At 45.7% G+C, this 19,766-nt stretch carries 17 protein-coding genes; 5 read left to right on the top strand and 12 right to left on the bottom strand.

All coding sequences use genetic code 11. The features are described 5' to 3' along the window. Positions 1–7: 7 nt before the first annotated feature. Together LIX84_RS18780 and metN are read right to left on the bottom strand one after the other, a co-directional pair. A complete protein-coding gene (locus LIX84_RS18780; protein WP_005391355.1) occupies positions 8–685 on the bottom strand; it encodes a methionine ABC transporter permease in 678 nt (225 codons plus the stop codon). Further along, complete coding sequence (gene metN, locus LIX84_RS18775) at positions 675–1,709, bottom strand: methionine ABC transporter ATP-binding protein MetN (protein WP_047010146.1); 1,035 nt, start codon at positions 1,707–1,709, stop codon at positions 675–677. Before metN ends, LIX84_RS18780 begins: the two co-directional genes overlap by 11 nt. A gap of 341 nt (positions 1,710–2,050) precedes the next feature. Here metN and gmhB point away from each other — a divergent pair, with 341 nt between their 5' ends. From gmhB to treC, 4 genes are all read left to right on the top strand, one after another. Further along, positions 2,051–2,602 carry a D-glycero-beta-D-manno-heptose 1,7-bisphosphate 7-phosphatase gene (gene gmhB, locus LIX84_RS18770; RefSeq protein WP_005391350.1) on the top strand — a complete coding sequence of 184 codons (552 nt, stop codon included), beginning with the start codon at positions 2,051–2,053 and terminating at the stop codon, positions 2,600–2,602. A gap of 103 nt (positions 2,603–2,705) precedes the next feature. After that, on the top strand, positions 2,706–3,653 hold the full coding sequence (treR, locus tag LIX84_RS18765; protein WP_226421957.1) for a trehalose operon repressor TreR: 948 nt from the start codon (positions 2,706–2,708) through the stop codon (positions 3,651–3,653). 177 nt (positions 3,654–3,830) lie between these two features. After that, positions 3,831–5,255 (top strand): PTS trehalose transporter subunit IIBC, encoded by a 1,425-nt coding sequence (gene treB / locus LIX84_RS18760; protein WP_046874302.1) that lies wholly within the window; start codon positions 3,831–3,833, stop codon positions 5,253–5,255. Between the two features lie 87 nt (positions 5,256–5,342). Continuing rightward, positions 5,343–7,028, top strand: a complete 1,686-nt coding sequence (gene treC, locus LIX84_RS18755; RefSeq protein WP_226421956.1) for an alpha,alpha-phosphotrehalase — start codon at positions 5,343–5,345, stop codon at positions 7,026–7,028. Positions 7,029–7,128: 100 nt separating this feature from the next. On the opposite strand, the gene LIX84_RS18750 is transcribed toward treC, so the two are convergent. The 3 genes from LIX84_RS18750 to LIX84_RS18740 all read right to left on the bottom strand — a co-directional run bounded on the left by LIX84_RS18750 (position 7,129) and on the right by LIX84_RS18740 (position 10,373). Next, a complete protein-coding gene (locus LIX84_RS18750; RefSeq protein WP_226421955.1) occupies positions 7,129–8,028 on the bottom strand; it encodes a hypothetical protein in 900 nt (299 codons plus the stop codon). 131 nt (positions 8,029–8,159) lie between these two features. Continuing rightward, positions 8,160–9,680 (bottom strand): winged helix-turn-helix domain-containing protein, encoded by a 1,521-nt coding sequence (locus LIX84_RS18745; RefSeq protein ID WP_226421954.1) that lies wholly within the window; start codon positions 9,678–9,680, stop codon positions 8,160–8,162. A 90-nt stretch (positions 9,681–9,770) separates the two neighbouring features. Further along, complete coding sequence (locus LIX84_RS18740; RefSeq protein WP_031780204.1) at positions 9,771–10,373, bottom strand: YitT family protein; 603 nt, start codon at positions 10,371–10,373, stop codon at positions 9,771–9,773. A 348-nt stretch (positions 10,374–10,721) separates the two neighbouring features. Between LIX84_RS18740 and glyA the strand changes: the two genes are divergently transcribed. Next, positions 10,722–11,972, top strand: coding sequence for a serine hydroxymethyltransferase (gene glyA, locus LIX84_RS18735; protein WP_005391333.1), 1,251 nt, complete (start codon positions 10,722–10,724; stop codon positions 11,970–11,972). Between the two features lie 447 nt (positions 11,973–12,419). Here the strand turns inward: glyA and lipA are convergent, their stop codons facing one another. The 7 genes from lipA to mrdA form a co-directional block, all read right to left on the bottom strand. After that, the gene (gene lipA, locus LIX84_RS18730) at positions 12,420–13,385 is read right to left on the bottom strand and encodes a lipoyl synthase (RefSeq protein WP_005391329.1); all 966 of its coding nucleotides are present in this window, start codon (positions 13,383–13,385) and stop codon (positions 12,420–12,422) included. Beyond that, positions 13,382–14,044: a lipoyl(octanoyl) transferase LipB gene (gene lipB / locus LIX84_RS18725; protein WP_005391320.1), complete on the bottom strand. Its 663-nt coding sequence runs from the start codon at positions 14,042–14,044 to the stop codon at positions 13,382–13,384. The genes lipA and lipB overlap by 4 nt, the downstream gene beginning before the upstream one ends. A 176-nt stretch (positions 14,045–14,220) precedes the next feature. After that, complete coding sequence (gene ybeD / locus LIX84_RS18720; protein WP_005384135.1) at positions 14,221–14,499, bottom strand: DUF493 family protein YbeD; 279 nt, start codon at positions 14,497–14,499, stop codon at positions 14,221–14,223. A gap of 139 nt (positions 14,500–14,638) precedes the next feature. Beyond that, the gene (locus LIX84_RS18715) at positions 14,639–15,817 is read right to left on the bottom strand and encodes a serine hydrolase (protein WP_012842069.1); all 1,179 of its coding nucleotides are present in this window, start codon (positions 15,815–15,817) and stop codon (positions 14,639–14,641) included. Between the two features lie 90 nt (positions 15,818–15,907). Continuing rightward, positions 15,908–16,711, bottom strand: a complete 804-nt coding sequence (locus tag LIX84_RS18710) for a septal ring lytic transglycosylase RlpA family protein (protein WP_046874297.1) — start codon at positions 16,709–16,711, stop codon at positions 15,908–15,910. Between the two features lie 2 nt (positions 16,712–16,713). Continuing rightward, entirely contained in the window at positions 16,714–17,835 is a 1,122-nt protein-coding gene (rodA, locus tag LIX84_RS18705) for a rod shape-determining protein RodA (protein WP_005391317.1), read from the bottom strand. After that, positions 17,835–19,751: a penicillin-binding protein 2 gene (gene mrdA, locus LIX84_RS18700; RefSeq protein WP_012842067.1), complete on the bottom strand. Its 1,917-nt coding sequence runs from the start codon at positions 19,749–19,751 to the stop codon at positions 17,835–17,837. Before mrdA ends, rodA begins: the two co-directional genes overlap by 1 nt. Positions 19,752–19,766: the final 15 nt, after the last annotated feature.

Raw genomic sequence — 19,766 nt, 5'->3', positions numbered from 1 at the left:
TCAATGCTTATCTGTGGTCTACACGGCGCACCACTGCGTCACCGATAGACTGAATAATCTGTACTAGAACAATCAACATCACGACAGTCACGGCCATGATAGTTACATCGTAGCGATGGAAGCCGTAACGGATGGCTACGTCGCCGAGGCCGCCGCCGCCTACCGTTCCCGCCATGGCCGAGTAGCTAACGAGAGTGACTAAGGTGATCGTTACTGAGTTAACAATAGTCGGCATTGCTTCAGGTAGTAGAACTTTTGTGATGATCTGTGTTGGTGTCGCCCCCATTGACTGCGCCGCTTCCACCAAGCCTGTTGGTACCTCTAACAAAGCACCTTCAATAAGACGGGCAACAAACGGAATGGCACCAATAGTCAGTGGGACGATTGCTGCGGTTGTACCGATAAAGGTTCCAACTAGCATTTTTGTCACTGGAATAATCGCAACCATCAGGACGAGGAATGGCACAGAACGACCAATGTTAACGACAGCGCCTAAGCTGCTATTTAATTTGGTGTTTTCAAGTAGGCCGCCTTTCTTAGTAATATGGAGGATTACGCCTAATGGAATACCCACGGCAAAGCCGACTAATCCGGCAACCGCAACCATGTAAAGCGTTTCCCACGTTGCACCTAAAAGTAGTTTGCTGTTTAAACTCAGCCATTCAGAAATTGTATTAAAGGACATAACCAAGTACCTCTACTTTTACGTTGTGCTTACGCAGGTATTCCAATGCTGCGTTGTCATCTTCTTCGTTACCAAATAGCTCTGCGACCATCATGCCGAATTTCACGCCGCCAGCGTAATCGAGGTCGGAGCTCAAAATACTCACATCAATATTGTATTTACGAGAAATTTGCGACATTAGCGGTGCATCGACGGTTGCGCCAGTAAACTCTAAGCGAACTAATGGGTAGCTGCCTTCAACACGCTCTGCTTGCAGACGTGCTTGGTAATCTTCAGGAATGGATAGATCCAGCGTTGAGCGAATGAATTGGTGCGCCAGCTCCGTTTTAGGGTGCGCGAAAATATCGCCAACGGTGCCTTTCTCCACCAGCTCACCACCACCGATGATCGCCACTTCGTGACAGATGCTTTTTACCACTTCCATTTCATGGGTGATCAGTAGAATCGTGATGTTGAGTTTACGGTTGATCTCTTTCAATAGCTCAAGGATGGATTGAGTTGTTGCAGGATCCAGTGCGCTAGTGGCTTCGTCACACAGTAGTACGCTTGGATCGGATGCCAATGCGCGAGCAATAGCCACACGTTGTTTTTGACCGCCACTTAGGTTGGACGGATAGCTTTCGTGTTTGTCGGCTAAGCCAACAAGTTTTAGTAACTCAGTGACTTTTGTTGTGATTTGCGATTTGTCTTTGCCTGCCAGTTCCAGTGGTAGCGCCACGTTATCAAATACAGTACGAGACGAAAGCAGATTAAAATGCTGGAAGATCATGCCGATGTTACGGCGTGTTTCGACCAACTGCTTTTTGCTGAGTTTTGTTAAATCAATGCCATCAACGATGATGGAGCCAGATGTTGGTGCTTCTAACATGTTTACGCAGCGGATCAGCGTACTTTTACCAGCACCAGATGAACCGATAACACCGAAGATGGTGCCCTTGGCGATGTGTAGGTTAATGTCTTTCAGGGCAAGGATTTCCTTACTGCCTTGGTAGAACACTTTATTAACGTTTTTTATTTCTATCATGTTTCAACCTGCCCAAAGATACGGGGAACTTCGCTGTCAAAAACGGCCTTTGACAGAACTTAATGTTGAGCTTTATCTCACTTCTCAGTTGATGCTATGGGTTAACCAGAATGAAGTCAATAGATATTTTTACGTCTAGACGTCTAAATGTATAGATGTTCTGTTTTGAAGAGAATGAGGAGTAAGTTACGAGGAGAAGATAAGTGGAGAGCCCACTCAGAATTACCGATTCTTGCCCAACAAATCAACTGTTTTGTCGAGGCCCAGAACGAATTAGATAGTGTTGAAGTTTATAAGGTATGTAATAATCTGATTAAACCGAGTTAATAGAGAAATATGTTTTGGCAAAACCTGCTGTTTTTATCGATCGTGATGGCGTGATAAACGTTGACCACGGCTACGTTCATGACGAACATGATTTTGAGTACATTGATGGTGTATTTGAAGCGACGAAAGCGCTGAAAGATCAAGGTTACCTCTTAGTGCTAGTGACGAATCAATCGGGCATCGCACGTGGTAAATTCAGTGAAGACCGTTTCTTGTCTCTGACTCAATGGATGGACTGGAACTTTGTTGATCATGGTGTTGAGTTTGATGGTATCTACTACTGTCCGCATCACCCTGAGCATGGCATTGGCGATTACAAGCAGGATTGTGATTGCCGCAAGCCTAAACCTGGTATGTTTATCTCTGCTCGCGACTTCTTGAAAATCGACATGGAAAAATCTGTGATGATTGGTGATAAAGCCGAAGACATGATGGCAGCAGAAGCCGCAGGTGTTGGCACTAAGATTCTGGTTCGCACAGGTAAGCCAATCACCGAGCAAGGTGAAGCATTGGCAACGGTTGTGCTTGATAGTGTTGCTGACGTGCCTGCATATCTAAAGAAATAATCTGCACAATTCGCATATTTAAGGGAAGCGTTTGCTTCCCTTTTCTCTTATTACTGTTAAAGTTCAGTCACCTAAGCATTCATCCATTCTAGTTTGATCACTTATGAGCAAAAAACTCACCATTCTTGATATCGCGAAATTGGCAGGCGTTGGCAAATCAACAGTAAGCCGTGTGCTTACCAACGATCCAAAAGTGAAACCTCAAACGCGAGAGAAAGTAGAGCAAATCATTCGTGAATCTGGTTATGTACCGTCCAAATCTGCGCAATCAATGCGTGGCGGTAGCCAAAAAGTCATTGGTGTTATCATCTCCCGTCTAGACTCACCATCAGAAAATCGCGCCGTTGGTACAATGCTCAATGCATTGTATTCCGCTGGTTATGATGCAGTGATCATGGAGAGTCAGTTTGACCGCGACAAAACCAATGAGCACTTGAGTGTGCTTAAGCGTCGCAATGTGGATGGCGTGATTGTATTTGGCTTTACTGGGTGCGATGAGCAAGCTTTAGCCGAGTGGGGCAATCGCATTGTGGTGATTGCGATGGATACCGATAACGTCTCTTCCATCAATTATGATAACCAAGGCGTGATAGACATGGCTTTGTCTCACCTTGAGCAGCAATCTTTATCTCGCATTGCTTATATTGGTGTTGATCCTGAAGACAAAACCACTGGCTTAGCTCGTCTAAATGCTTATAAATCGTGGTGTCAACGCAAGCAACTTACGCCTTGTTTCCAAACCGGTAAGCTTAGCCATGAAAGTGCTTATCAGTTGGTGGACCACGTTCTGAAAGCAGACACGCAAGCCATTGTGTGTGCCAGCGATACCATTGCATTGGGCGTAATCAAGCGTCTTCAAGAGTTAGGTCGTGAAGACGTGGTCGTGACAGGCGTGGGTGGTAACGAGTTGCTTTCTTTCCTTTTCCCTAAAGTATTTAGTGTCGATCCTGGTTATACCCTTGCGGGTGAAAAGTCCGCTAAAATGCTGATTAATCAATTAAATGGCGATGAAGAAGTCGTTCACTTCACTCAACAACCTATTTGCCGCTAATCCACACTACAACGATTTGCTCTAAAATTATACTGTGATCATTCTCAATTAATGGGACTGTTCCCATTTTGTTTTTTGTCTTTGAGTGGCAATATTAAAATCAAGAAATGGGAATGTTCCCATTTATAAAAAATAAAATGATGAATCGAATGTATCCAATACAGGGTGGACAAAGTTATGAGTAAGATTGCGCGTAAAGACGTGGAGCGTCTTATTGAGCTGGTCGGGGGGCCGGACAATATTGCCAGTGTAAGCCACTGTTTAACTCGCTTGCGTTTTGTTCTAAACGATACGGACAAAGCAGATACAAAACAGTTAGAAGCATTACCGATGGTGAAGGGCTGCTTTACCAACGCAGGTCAATTCCAAGTCGTCATCGGCACTGAAGTTGATGAGGTTTACAAAGTACTGATCGAGCTAAGCGGTAAAAGTGAGGCGAGCAAAGACGAATCCAAGAATGCTGCTCGTCAAAACATGAATATCGTTGAGCGTGGTATCTCCCACCTTGCAGAAATCTTTGTACCACTGTTGCCTGCGATCATTACTGGTGGTTTGATTCTTGGTTTCCGTAATGTGATTGGCGACATCAAGATGTTTGATGGTCAAACCCTGACGGAAATCAGTCAGTTTTGGGCGACTGTTCATTCATTCCTATGGTTAATTGGTGAAGCAATTTTCTTCTTCCTACCCGTTGGTGTGTGTTGGTCGACCGTGAAAAAGCTCGGCGGTACACCGATTCTGGGTATCACGCTTGGTGTGACATTGGTTTCGCCGCAGTTAATGAACGCCTACCTGATTGGTAAGCAAGTACCTGAAGTGTGGGACTTTGGGTTGTTTGCGATTGAGAAAGTCGGTTACCAAGCGCAGGTGATTCCCGCGATGTTAGCAGGTATCGCACTAGCGTTTATCGAAACACGCTTAAAACGCATCATTCCGTCTTACCTTTACCTAGTAGTAGTACCGTTTGTTTCTATCATTGTGTCTGTGATTCTTGCGCACTCTATCATTGGCCCATTCGGTCGTATGTTGGGTGACGGCGTAGCATTCGCAGCAAAAGCAGCCATGACGGGTGACTTTGCGATGATTGGTTCAACCATCTTCGGCTTCTTATACGCGCCACTTGTGATCACAGGTATCCACCACACAACCAACGCCGTTGACTTGCAGTTGATGCAAGAATTGGGTGGCACGCCGATTTGGCCTTTGATTGCACTATCGAACATTGCTCAAGCATCGGCAGTGGTTGGCATCATTATCATCAGTAAAAAGCAGGATGAGCGTGAAATCTCAGTGCCAGCAGCGATTTCTGCCTACCTTGGCGTAACAGAGCCGGCGATGTACGGCATCAACTTGAAATACAAGTTCCCAATGTTGAGTGCGATGATCGGTAGTGCATGTGCTGCTGCTATCTGTGGTAGTGCGGGCGTCATGGCGAACGGTATCGGTGTGGGCGGCTTGCCGGGCATCTTATCTATCCAACCGCAGTTCTGGGGCATCTTTGCTCTGGCGATGCTAGTCGCGATGGTGGTACCTGCCGCATTAACATTAATTCTCTATAAGCGTGCACAAGCGAAAGGTGAGCTTGAGGCGGCAAACGCGTAATTCAATTTGAGGCAGTGACTTGGCTGCCTCCTCCTATTTTTCTTTTCAAATTTTAAGTTTCCGATTACTGGTAAGTGAGTGTTAGAAATGGCTATGACCAAGCATGATAAGAGCTGGTGGAAAACCGCAACCATCTATCAAATTTACCCAAAAAGCTTTTGTGACAGCGGCAGTAAAGGCACGGGCGATATTAAAGGGATCATTTCTAAACTGGATTATCTAAAACACCTCGGTGTGGATGCGATTTGGCTGACGCCGGTTTACCAATCGCCAATGATCGACAACGGTTATGACATCTCTGATTACTACTCGATCAACCCCGAGTTCGGCACGATGCAAGATTTCGATACCCTGTTGGCAGAGGCTCATCAGTTGGGCATTCGAATCATCATGGACATCGTGGTCAACCATACTTCGACAGAACACAAGTGGTTCCAATCGGCGTTAGGTGATAAAAACAGCCCTTACCGTGATTACTACATCTGGAAAGATCCGGTTGATGGCGTAGAGCCCAACAACTGGCAATCGAAGTTTGGAGGCAATGCTTGGGAATTGGATGAAGCGACAGGGCAGTACTACTTGCACCTTTTTGCTAAAGAGCAGGCGGATTTGAACTGGGAAAACCCAGTGGTGCGTGAAGAAGTCAAAGAAGTCATCAGCTTCTGGGCAGACAAAGGCGTGGATGGTTTCCGTCTTGATGTCATCAACCTGATTTCTAAACAACAAGATTTCCCAAGCGATGAGATTGGCGATGGCCGCCGTTTCTATACTGATGGTCCTCGCGTGCACGAATATCTGCAAGAAATCAGCGAAGCCGTGTTTCAAAAGTACGGCAGCGTCACGGTGGGGGAAATGTCTTCCACTACGCTAGAGCACTGCCAGCAATACTCTTCGCTCGACGGCAAAGAGCTATCCATGGTGTTTAACTTCCACCACCTGAAAGTGGATTATCCGAATGGTGAAAAATGGACCAAAGCGCCGTTTGATTTCATTCAGTTAAAGCAGATCTTCAACCATTGGCAAACGGGCTTAAATGGCAAAGGGTGGGGGGCGCTGTTCTGGTGTAACCACGACCAACCTCGTGTGGTCAGCCGCTTAGGCGATGATAAACAATACCGCGTCGAATCAGCCAAAATGTTGGCGGCGTCTGTACACATGATGCAAGGCACACCTTATGTTTACCAAGGGGAAGAGATTGGCATGACCAACCCAGGTTACACGGAGATCAGCCAGTACCGCGACGTAGAAAGCACAAACATGTACGACATCATGGTCAACCGCGATGTCGTATCACACGAGGAGATGATGGCGATTTTGGCGCAGAAGTCGCGTGATAACTCACGTACGCCAATGCAATGGAACAGCCAAAAGCACGCTGGTTTTACCGAAGGCACACCGTGGCTTGAAGTGGCGCAGAATTACTCTGAAATCAACGCAGAAGCAGCGGTTGCTGATTTGAACTCGGTGTTCTACTTCTACAAACGTTTGATTGAGCTACGTAAACAGGTTCCGGTGATCACCGATGGCCGTTATGAAGATTTATTGCCAGAGCATCAACGCATTTTTGCTTACGCTCGCCAGAACGACAAACAAACGCTGCTGTGTATCAACAACTACTACGCTGAAGAGGTGGAATGCGTTCTGCCAGAGCGTTTTGATATGAATAAAGCGAAAAACTTGCTATCCAACTATCAAAACTCAGCGAGTGCAGTCGCGTCAAACCATCAAGTATTACGACCTTACGAAACTCGTATTTTATTGATAGAAGAATAAACTCGGGTGTCACCCCCTAAGATTGATGTTCGAGATAAAGGCTTTGGTGTGCTCCCCAAAGCCTTTTTATTGAGATGCGAGATACTTGTGGAGTACAGGCTTATTTTGTTTCAATTGCTGTTAGCAGCACTTTCTCTTCATTGATTTGTACTTGTTGTACTTTTAGCAGCTCGATTTGCTCAATCAGACCTAAGCTCGGGTTAAACCAACGTTCTGCCGAAGTGGCGAACTCCATTGAGTCCATACCATCGCAGTTTAGGTTGTAAGTATTTTCTTCCGTCAGGTACGCCGCTTCAATTTTCTTGCTTGAAATCGAGAACGTTTTACGTACGCCAGTCTCTCGGATTTGCTGCTGCCAAACCACTTGGCAAGATGCTGTCATTGGCAGGTTTTGCACCCACTCATGATCTTCAAAACTGTCTAGTAGGTTATGAACTGCGTAGCCTGTTAGAGTGGTTTGCAGAGATATGGTCTCTTCACCGATATCAATGTTCGGGCTTTTCTCTTTTACGTCGTCACCGTTGAGACGGAAAATAGGGCTGCTGTGCATCAGCATTGCAACAAACTGCTGGTTAATGGAATAAGCGTCGGTGACTTCATGAAGTGCGCCATCAGAGCCTGCAAAATAAAGCGTATTGCTCTCTTCATCGTCGTTGTACTGTTCGTCAGAATAGTAGAACTGTTTGGCGCCGTAGTTCACCAAGTCATTAACCAACTGGACCATTGCTTCGCTGTTTGGGATTTGTGCCAATGCTGTCAACAATTGCTCGTTATCCATCGCTTGGAAACTCAGTTTCATCTCGCCTTCAGGTTGGCCATCCAGGCTAAACGCGTAGTTTAGTTGTGTGCTTGGCGTGGGAGCGAAGATTGAGTGTTGAATCGCGACGTCAAAACTTTCTTGAGGCACTTTGTTTGGATTAGCACTGCCAGAAGACGAACCACCGCCACAGCCGTAAAGAGCCAGAGTTGCTGCTGCGATAAGCGTCATTTTGTTTAGCATGGTTTACATTCCTGATTGATTAGGCCGCTTCATGTTGGGCCGTTGCTTGAATGCGAGCATGCTAAGTTTAGTGAGATAAAAAGGGCAAAAAACAAAAGCTAATAGGGCTTAACGAAAGCTTAATTTTATATTTAGGTCTTTGTTTTATTTGGGCTTAATTCGTTAGCTACGTTGGTGCAATACTCGTTGATGAGCGCTTTCCATCGGCTGATAATTTCTTGATCGGTCAAACTGACATGCAACGTTTTCCATGGTTGAAGGCAAGTTTCTTTCGATTCAGATTGAGAAAGACGTTCAAACAATGTCTCGGAAGGCAAAACGCGCAGCAGTGCCACCAGTGATTCCATGTAGTTGAGACGGAACTGTTCGAGTTTGTTTTGTTTATAAGCGATGTGAGACACAAACGTATAAATCAGCGCGTTTTGAATACGTGAGTCGCCATCTGGAGTGGTCAGCAGAACTTTTGCTCGGTCTAGGTTACCTAGTTTGAAATGCAATACGCCCAACCAGAGGCTTAGCTCATCTGGCAAAACATCGAACGACGACTGCACTTGCGTCAAATACGCTTCCAGCTTTTGAGGTTCTTGCTCGTACAAAGCGAGATGCCTTGCGGTTGTGATCGCTGCAAACTCATCAGCTTGTTGGAGAGGTTGGTTAGAAAAGACATTCTCAAACAGCATTTTTTGGTGAACGTCTGACAGCTGCCATGTGCTTGCCGAAGGTGCAGGCAAGTTGAAGTATTGCGCGACATCTGAGTGAATTTGGAAGATATCCGATTGTAGGTCGGATAAGCGCAGTGTGTATTCGTTGCGAAACGCCAGCTTCCCTGTCGCAGGATAAATAAGGTTCATCTGCGCTTTCAAGGTGCCTTGCTCTGCGCCGTCTTTTAACTCTATGTTGAGTTCGTAATCACTGGTCTGCATGTTTCGCGCGCCAGGGAAATACGGCGTATGACCGATAGGATCAAGAAAGTAACTGGGAGCGTCTTGGTTGGCGATGTCGGTGTATGGATATTCGACCTGTTGTTGCAGCAAGATGGCTTTGACAAGTATGCGATACTTTCTTGCTTGGGAGCCAATCGCATCGACACGGTTGAGCAGCAGTTCGACTTTGGGGATAAGTAACTGATGACGTGTTTGTTGCGTTGAAATCTCTTGGCGTTGCCATAACAAGCTTGCGAGCGTCACGCTACAAACCGTAAGTACGGCACATAAGCTATAAGTAAAAATCAACTTTATGCTCTTACGGTTCGTAACTTGAGCTGTGATAACGCGTCGATGGTTTTTCGCTGGTGGCACTAAACGGATATTCGCTGGGTTTAGAAAGTAACCTTTGCGAGGATAAGTGACCAAGAGCTTAGTCGCATCGTACTCGGGGAGATGCTGTTGTAGCAGCGCACGTAAGGTGCTAATGCGGTTAGTGAGTACATTCTTAGAGATGAATTTGCTCTGCCAAATGGTTTCGATAATAGTATCGGCAGAGAGCGGATGTCCCACGCTTGTTAGCAGCAGCTCTAATAACTCAATGGTACGAGGTTCGAGATCAATCGCGACAGTGTCTTGATGAAGAGTTTGTGTCTTCGGATTATAGACCAACTCGCCAATCGCAATACAACTGTGAGTTTGTTTGGCTTGTTGCAAAAAATCGCGCATACCGCACCGCGTTATTTGGAAATGGCGAAATATTATATAGCGATTGGAGCGCGAAATCTTATAAATTGCGCTCCAATTATCATCAAAAGTTTATGAACCGTAGGTCACGGAGTAGCGATGAGGCTTGTGGTTCATCGCTAACACGACATTCAGTGCAAACGCGCCCAAAATCGAAAGACCAATTACTTCTGGAGTAACAAAGAAGAATGACGCAAACAGAATGCACGCATCGATTGCCATTTGGCTTTTGCCAACTGAAATGCCAAATTTATCCTGAATAAATAAACACAGCACGTTAAAGCCACCTAAGCTGGAGCGATGTCGGAACAAGATCAGCATACCGAGTCCCATTAAAAGCCCACCTGCGACGGCACAATAAACTTCATTTACCGATTCGAGCGAGATTAGCAAATAAAGATGATCGGCAAAGATAGAAACCAAAGCGCCAGAAATGGCACTATTAATGGCGAAATGACGGCCGAAGCGTTTCCATGCTAGCAAGTAAAAGGGACTGTTTGCTAAAAAGTACAGCACACCAAACGTAAAAGGTGTAAATTGGCTAATAAGCAGAGCCAATCCTGTCGTCCCCCCTGTTAGGAGGTTTGCGGATTGGAGAAAGAAAACGCCTTGAGCTACCAAAAAGGTACCCGTGAGAATCGCTATCCAGTCTTCTTTTAATGAGTGTTTTTCCATCAATGTTGCAGTCATTAGTGATAAATAAGGCGTGCATAGTAGTAAAAAGATGATCTTTTCGGTAGCTAGAGGGTAAAATTTACGGTAAACCTATGTAATTGCTGTTTTACAGGGTGTAAAGCACAAAATTGACAGGCAATAAATCGTCGTTATGCAATTGCAATGCGGGCGTGATACAGATTGCTTGCCATCATGAAAAAACTGCATGAGAAAAATTGTAAATTTCTCTTTATGACCCAGATCAAATTATGTAGAATGCGCGCCATTAGGGTGACGAAAACGTTTGCGCAGGGTCATTCAACAGTTTTTTTTGCAACTTTCAGTACTAATCTGAGTCAGGAGATACAGATGCTTAAGCGTGATATGAACATCGCAGATTACGATGCGGAACTGTTCGCAGCTATCCAGGAAGAAACTCTTCGCCAGGAAGAACACATTGAACTTATCGCTTCTGAAAACTACACAAGCCCACGTGTAATGGAAGCGCAAGGTTCTCAGCTAACGAACAAATACGCTGAAGGCTACCCAGGCAAGCGTTACTACGGCGGTTGTGAGTACGTAGATAAAGCGGAGCAACTTGCTATCGACCGTGCATGCAAACTGTTCGGTTGTGAATACGCGAACGTACAGCCTCACTCAGGTTCTCAAGCAAACAGCGCGGTTTACATGGCGCTTCTTAACCCAGGCGATACAGTTCTAGGCATGAGCCTAGCGCACGGTGGTCACCTGACTCACGGTTCTCCAGTTAACTTCTCTGGTAAGCACTACAACGTTATCCCTTACGGTATCGATGAAGCGGGTCAAATTAACTACGACGAGATGGAACAGCTAGCGCTTGAGCACAAGCCTAAGATGATCATCGGTGGTTTCTCTGCTTACTCGCAAATCGTTGATTGGAAGCGCATGCGTGAAATCGCTGACAAAGTAGATGCTTACCTTTTCGTTGATATGGCGCACGTAGCGGGTCTTATCGCAGCAGGCGAATACCCAACACCTGTTCCACACGCTCACGTGGTAACAACAACGACGCACAAAACACTAGCAGGTCCTCGCGGTGGTCTTATCTTGTCAAATGCTGGCGAAGATATGTACAAGAAATTGAACTCAGCAGTGTTCCCTGGTGGTCAAGGTGGCCCTCTAATGCACGTTATCGCTGGTAAAGCAGTAGCGTTCAAAGAAGCGATGGAGCCAGAGTTCAAAGCTTACCAAGCTCGCGTAGTGAAAAACGCAAAAGCAATGGTTGGTCAATTCCAAGAGCGTGGCTACAAAATCGTATCTAACGGCACAGAAAACCACTTGTTCCTTGTGGACCTGATCGACAAAGACATCACTGGTAAAGACGCAGACGCGGCACTAGGTGCAGCAAACATCACAGTGAACAAAAACTCAGTACCAAATGACCCACGCAGCCCATTCGTAACGTCTGGTATTCGTGTAGGTACGCCAGCGATCACTCGTCGTGGCTTCACTGAAGAAGACGCAAAAGAGCTAGCAAACTGGATGTGTGACGTTCTAGATAACATCGGCAACGAAGAAGTTATCGAAGCGACTAAACAGAAAGTGCTCGAAATTTGTAAGCGTCTACCGGTTTACGCCTAACTATTCTTCATAGAATGAGTCAATTTCGGTGTCGAACATACTCACTTGCTCGCGCAAACTCCGTGTGTTCTCCTAGAACTCGACTCATCTATTTTGAACATTGATATACTAAAGGTCCTCAATTGAGGGCCTTTTTGTTTGTCTGGCGTTTGGAATGAGATATAGCGAAGAGTGTGTGATAAGGGGATGGCTACCAACACTGTCCCTTTTCAATATATCCAAACCACGTCATTCCGACGAGCCTAGGCGAGATCAGGAATCTTGTTGAGGCACACTCTTTTACTCAGCGTTTCCCTAAAAATCATCAGTACTCTGAAAACAGATTCTGAATCACGCTCGTTCCTCGCTGTTCAGAATGACGGTGGTAGAATGGCTTTTTATCATCATTTGACAGATACAAAAAAGGTTGGCACTGAGCCAACCTTTCTTTTCAAAACAAGCAAGAGCTTATTTAATCTCGATACCTTGAGCCTGCATATCGGCATGGTAAGAAGAGCGAACAAATGGACCACACGCTGCGTGCGTGAAGCCAAGCTCTAGTGCAACTTCTTTTAGCTCGTCAAACTCTGATGGCGGAACGTAACGCTCTACTGGCAAGTGGTGACGGCTTGGCGCTAAGTACTGACCTAGAGTCAGCATCGTTACGCCGTGTGCGCGTAGATCTTTCAGTACTTCGATGATTTCTTCTTTGGTTTCACCAAGACCCATCATCAAACCAGATTTGGTCGGTACATCTGGATGCTGCTCTTTGAACTTCTTAAGAAGCTCCAGCGACCACTTGTAGTTTGCACCTGGGCGAGCTTTACGGTAAAGACGTGGCGCTGTTTCTAGGTTGTGGTTGAAGACATCTGGCGGGTTATCTTTCATTAGATCAAGCGCTACGTCCATACGACCACGGAAGTCAGGAACCAGAGTTTCAATCTTAATATGCGGGTTCAACGCACGGATCTCGCGGTTACAGTCGGCAAAGTGCTGTGCACCACCATCACGCAGATCGTCACGGTCTACAGAAGTGATTACTACGTATTTCAGCTTCATATCGGCGATGGTTTTCGCCAGTTTTTGAGGCTCTTCTGCTTCCGGTGGTAATGGGCGGCCATGAGCAACGTCACAGAAAGGACAACGACGAGTACAAATAGCACCTAGGATCATGAAGGTAGCTGTACCGTGGTTAAAACATTCCGCTAGGTTAGGGCAAGATGCTTCTTCACATACGGAGTGAAGTTTATTCTTGCGCATCGCCGCCTTGATGTCTTGAATTCGTTGGCTGTCGGCTGGTAGCTTGATCTTCATCCAATCAGGCTTACGTAGCACTTCTTTCTGCTCTGTAGGCATGTTCTTTACGGGAATCAATGCCATTTTATCGGCGTCACGATATTTAACGCCTTTTTCCATCTGGATTGGTTTGCTCATGCTTTATTACCTTGAGAAGGTGCTTCTGTGCTGAATTCTACTTGCTCATAGTCGAGCAAAGTAACGAGTTCTTCTATTAATTGTTTTTCTACGGCTTCTACATTGTCTGGACCGCCGAATTGGCTGACCTGAACCATTTCCATACCTTCATAACCACAAGGGTTAATACGCAGAAACGGTGTTAAATCCATATTTACGTTCAAGGCTAAGCCATGAAACGAGCATCCTTTACGAATGCGTAAACCGAGAGAGCATATTTTTTTACCGTCAACGTAAACGCCTGGTGCGTCAGGTCGCGCGGCCGAATCGATATTGTATGCTTTTAGCGTGTTGATCACGAGGTTCTCGATAGTGGTAACGAGATCTCGTACACCTAATTTTTTGCGGCGTAAGTTGATCAAGAAATAGGCGACCAACTGACCAGGGCCATGATACGTAACCTGGCCTCCGCGATCACTTTGTACAACAGGAATGTCACCAGTGTTAATAAGGTGCTCAGCTTTACCTGCCTGACCTTGCGTAAATACTGGGTTATGTTCTACCAACCAGACTTCATCAGGGGTTTCTTCTGTGCGTTGGTCGGTGAACTCATGCATCGCCTTCCATACAGGCTCATAGTCTTGGCGGCCAAGTCGTTTTACAACAAGTTGGTGTTGCATGGGAATTCCTGTTGCTAATATATAAAGTTTTTGGATTATAAACCGGATAACCCTGATGCTCTACCGCTGAGTAACAGATTTTTAACTGAAAGCAGTGTAAAGTTTTGTTATCTGATTGATAAATAAAAAGAAAGCAGCCGAAGCTGCTTTCAAAAAAAATTTAATCTATCAAAAAATTATAGAACCATGCGCACGATGTCAATTTCACCTAACTCTTTGTATAGCGTCTCAACTTGCTCGATAGACGTTGCAGTGATGTTGATTGATACCGAGTGGTAGTTGCCCTTAGCACTTGGTTTAACGGTCGGGCTGTAGTCACCTGGAGCATGGCGCTGAATAACTTCAAGAACAAGCTCTGGAAGTTCAGGCTTTGCATGACCCATTACCTTGTAAGTAAATGAACAAGGGAACTCAAGCAGGTCTTTTAATTTTGCATCAGAGTTGATGGTTAGCATATCGATAACTCCAGTAGATATTCGTTGCGGTGCGAAATAGTACAGTCAAATTAGGGGGAACTCAAGACGAGGATCTCAAACTTAAAAAGCCGCCCTTTCAGGCGGCTTTGCGAATAAGTTTGCTACTCTAACGTTCTTCTTAGAAGAAGCTCTTGAATAACAATACGATGTAATCCCACATGCGGCTAAATAGACTACCTTGCTCTACGGTTTCTAGTGCCATTAGTGGGTATTCGGCAATATCTTCACCATCGATCTGATAGTATAGCTTACCAACTACATCACCTTTATTAATTGGGGCTTCTAGCTCTTTTTCAAGGACGAAGCTGGCTTTTAGGTTTTTCGCTTCACCACGTGGTAGTGTTACGTAAGTATCTTGGTCAAGGCCCAACGCTACAGTGTCTTTGTTACCCATCCACACTTTTTCTTCAACGAACGTTTCACCTGCTTTGTGCGGCGCTACTGTTTCGAAGAAACGGAAGCCGTAGCTTAGTAGCTTTTTGCTTTCTGACTTACGAGCATTGGCATCTTTAGTGCCCATTACGACCGCAACCAAACGCATTTGGCCTTCAGTTGCTGAACTTACTAGGCTGTAACCTGCATTGCTTGTGTGACCCGTTTTGATGCCATCAACGTTCATACTCTTGTCCCAAAGTAGACCGTTACGGTTGTATTGGGTGATGCCGTTGTAAGTAAATTTCTTCTCTGAGTACACGCGGTACTCATTTGGTACGTCACGGATCAGGGCCTTACCTAGCAATGCCATGTCGTATGGTGTCGAGTACAGCTCGGCGTTATCTAGACCATGAACGTTGGCAAAGTGCGAGTTCGTCATACCCAGTGTGTTGGCCCAAGCGTTCATTAGGTCAACAAACGCATCTTCTGAGCCTGCAATGTGTTCAGCCATCGCTACACAGGCATCGTTACCAGACTGGACAATGATACCGCGGTTTAGGTCACGTACTTTTACAGTTGTGCCTACTTCAATGAACATTTTTGATGATTCAGGGAAGTTTTTCGCCCATGCATTTTTACTGATGGTGACATCGTCATCTTCTGAGATATTACCACGCGCTAGTTCTTGGCCGATTACGTAGCTTGTCATCATCTTAGTCAGACTAGCTGGAGACAATTTTGTGTTCATCTCTTTCTCTGCCAGTACTTTACCTGAATGGTAATCCATCAGTACGTAGCCCTTCGCCGCGATTTGAGGGGCATCTGGAACAACGATAGGTGATGCAAGAGCAGATTGAGCGAAAGTTGCAGAAAGGGCAACCGAAGAAACGAGAATAGATTTCACAAACTTATTTTTATTCATGGTAATTCAAATTTTTGGGTTAACTGCGGACATCTTATCAGAATCCCCAGCTATGTAAGAGGGGATCGAGGAGAAATTCATGACACTAGGTCATTTGGCAGTGTTGTGTTTTTTAATAAATGCAGACGAATAGCCGAGCAACTTTACTTTATCTAGAGTGGCTTGCGTCAGGGAATAGTCAGTAAATGGCCCTAACAACAAGCGATAAGACTCTTTCGCATTTTCTAGGAAAGTTTCTGTATCCAATTTTTGACCAAGCTCGGTGCCTAAAGTTCGCGCGCGCTCTTCATTTTTTGATGATGCCACTTGAATAACGTACTTAGGGTGCGCTTCTAATGACTTTTTGTCCGTGGGCTGATTGATACTGATCACTTCAATTTCCACGTTCGCGGTGCCTGTTTTTATCACATCTAACTTATGTGCTGCGGCATAGCTTAAATCGATAATACGGCCATCGTGAAACGGACCTCGGTCATTAACTCGTACTACGGTAGTTTTGCCGTTGTCAGTGTTGGTGACTTTTACGTAACTCGGTAACGGTAGCGTTTTATGAGCCGCTGTCATTGAGTACATGTCATAGATTTCGCCATTAGAAGTCAAATGACCTTGGAACTTCTTCCCATACCAAGATGCGCGGCCTTTTTCTTTAAAGCCTTTGGCATCGCGAACTATTTTGTAGTCTTTGCCACGCAAGTGGTAATCTTTGTTCCCACCTAGGCTGTACGGTTCATATTTAGGGTGCGCATCCTCGATGTGTTCGACTGAAAGCGGTGTATCCGGTGCAACATCGGATTCGAGTTCGTAACGGCCTTCTTGTTCTTTTTGGCTAGTTGATGAACAGCCTGCCAAAATAAGAGCAGAGAAAACCAAGGAATATAAAGCGCGTTTTTGCATGTCTAGGTCGCCTTAGAGAATGCTTTTCGGTGCGTATGAATTGACATCAGAATACCAAAGCCAGCCATCAAGGTTACCATTGATGTGCCGCCATAACTAATGAGTGGCAACGGTACACCTACTACAGGTAGGATGCCACTTACCATGCCAATATTTACAAAAATATACACGAAGAAGCTGAGTACAATACTGCCTGCCATCATTCGTCCAAATGCAGTTTGCGCTTGGCTGGCGAGGTATAAACCTCGTCCAATAATAAATAGATAGATGGCTAAAAGGCAAAGGAAGCCAATCATACCCCATTCTTCAGCAATTACTGCAAAGATAAAGTCAGTGTGTCGTTCAGGAAGAAATTCCAGTTGTGATTGAGTGCCTTGCAACCAACCTTTGCCTGAAATACCACCAGAGCCAATCGCGATTTTACTTTGGATAATGTGGTAGCCCGCACCAAGCGGATCTGACTCTGGGTTAAACAGAGTACGAACTCGTACTTTTTGATACTCACGCATCAAGAAAAACCACAAAATCGGAATGAAACCACCCAGTGCAATCGCAGCACCAGCGATGATTTTCCAACTAATGCCCGCGAGGAAGATAACAAAAATACCGGAAGCGGCGATTAGAATAGAGGTCCCTAAGTCAGGCTGTTTTGCAATGAGGATGGTTGGCAAGCAGACCATAATCAGTGCAACGATGAGTGTTTTTAGCGTTGGCGGAAGGGGCTGTCGACCAACATAGCGTGCCACCATTAATGGCACCGCGAGCTTCAATAACTCGGAAGGTTGAAAGCGCACAAAACCGAGGTTAAGCCAACGCTGTGCGCCTTTCGAGGCTTCACCGAAAAACAGCACGCCAAAGAGCAGTATGACGCCGCCGACGAACATCAAAGGTGCCAAGCTCTCGTAGGTTCGTGGAGAAAGCTGCGCAAGAACGATCATCACAACGAGTGAAAGCACCATTCGCATAGCTTGTCGATCCATCATTAGTAAACTTTGGCCACTAGCGCTGTACATGATCACCAGGCCAAACCCCATCAGGGCCAGTATGCCAAGTAGGAGTGGTAAGTCGATATGGAAGCGTTCAAACAGGGCGCGATTTTTACCTGTAGAGGGATCCATCTTCATTACTGTTTTACCTCTTTCTTCGCATTGTTATCAGGCTCAATTTCTTCTGGGCCAAGTACGACTCGATCAAAGATCTTTCTCACTACTGGGGCTCCGTTGCTAGAACCACCGCCGGCGTTTTCTAGCACTACAGTGACGACCACTTTAGGATCATCAAATGGTGCAAAGCCAGTAAATAACGCATGGTCACGTAAGTGTTCGGCGATCTCATCTGCGTTGTACTCTTCGTTTTCACCCAGACCGAAGACTTGCGCAGTACCTGATTTACCCGCTGTTTGATAACTCATTTTGTAGAATGAGCGGCGAGCTGTTCCGCGCGTGCCATGGTTTACACGACGCATGCCTTCTTTCGCCATATCCCAGTACTTTTTCGGTACATTCTTGATTGGCGGGTAAGTCACGTATTCTGTTGTTTGTTGTTCTTCGAAGTCGTTGCCGTTCTCTATCGTCGCTTTTAGTAAGTGAGGTGCGATCACTTCTCCCTCATTTACTAATACGGAGGTCGCTTTGGCGATTTGCATTGGTGTTGCTGTCCAATAACCTTGGCCGATACCCACAGGGATCGTATCGCCTTTGTACCACGGGGTTTTATGGCGAGACATTTTCCAGTCACGAGTCGGCATATTCGCCTTACTTTCTTCGTAGATATCGATGCCAGTGTAATCACCAAAACCGAACATCATCATCCAATTCGAAATACGGTCAATACCCATGTCATAAGCGATTTGATAGTAAAAAGTATCAACAGACTCTTCGATCGACTTAATGATATCGACGCGTCCGTGCCCCCAACGCAACCAGTCCCGGAACGGACGTGTGTTAGAGTTTGGTATGCGCCAATAACCAGGATCATTTCGTGTGGTGTTAGGTGTGACGACGCCTTCTTGCAGCGCGGCTACCGCCATAAATGGCTTGATGGTAGACGCAGGTGGGTAAATGCCAAGTGTGGTGCGGTTGACCAGAGGACGGTTTTTATCGTTCAAAAGGGCACGATAGTCTTTACCTGAGATTCCGTGCACGAACGAGTTAGGGTCGTAGCTAGGGCTTGAAACCATAGCCAGTACGCCGTTGTCTCTAGGATCGATCACTACAGCACTGCCTCGGCGGCCGTCCAACAATTGGTGTACGTACAACTGCAAGTTGATATCAAGGTTTAAAACGATGTCTTTTCCGGGTACAGGTGGAACGTACTTTAAGGTACGAATTACTCGGCCGCGGCTGTTTACCTCGACTTCTTGATATCCGGCTGTACCGTGTAAGAGGTCTTCGTAGTATTTTTCGATACCCAGCTTACCAATGTCGCGAGTGGCTTGATAGTTTGCGTCTTTTTCTTCTCGGATCAGGCGCTGCATGTCGCGATCATTGATTCGAGAAACGTAACCAATCACGTGGGTTAAGACTTCGCTGAAAGGGTAATAGCGCTTTAAGGTCGCACTTATTTCTACACCCGGAAAGCGGTACTGATTGACGGAGAATACCGCTACTTGTTTTTCGTTCAGTTGGGTAAGCAGTGGGACCGACTTAAATCGACGAGTCCGTTTACGCTCTTGGTGGAAACGTTCAATCTGATCTGGGGTAATTTCCAGAATGGTTTGTAGTTCTTGGATGGTTGCATCAATGTCTTTAATTTTTTCTGGAGTCAGTTCTAAGTTAAAGACGGGACGGTTCTCTGCCAGTAAAACACCATTTCGATCATAAATCAGACCTCGGTTAGGCGCGATAGGAACCACTTTGATACGGTTATCGTTCGAGCGGGTTTGATAATCTTGAAACTGGTTCACCTGAATGTTGTACATGTTGGCGACCAGAGCTCCCATCAAGAGAACAATACCGATAAAAGCGACAATAGCGCGGCTGGCAAACAGACGCGCTTCGGCTTGATAATCTCGGATTTGACTGCGGCGCTTACGAATCATTAACGCTTGGCTCTA

Origin of the sequence: Vibrio sp. E14 (assembly GCF_020515785.1) — a bacterium.
GTDB classification, from domain to species: domain Bacteria; phylum Pseudomonadota; class Gammaproteobacteria; order Enterobacterales; family Vibrionaceae; genus Vibrio; species Vibrio diabolicus.
The sequence above is the reverse complement of the archived record's forward strand: the minus strand, read 5'-3'. Positions and strand labels throughout refer to the sequence as shown.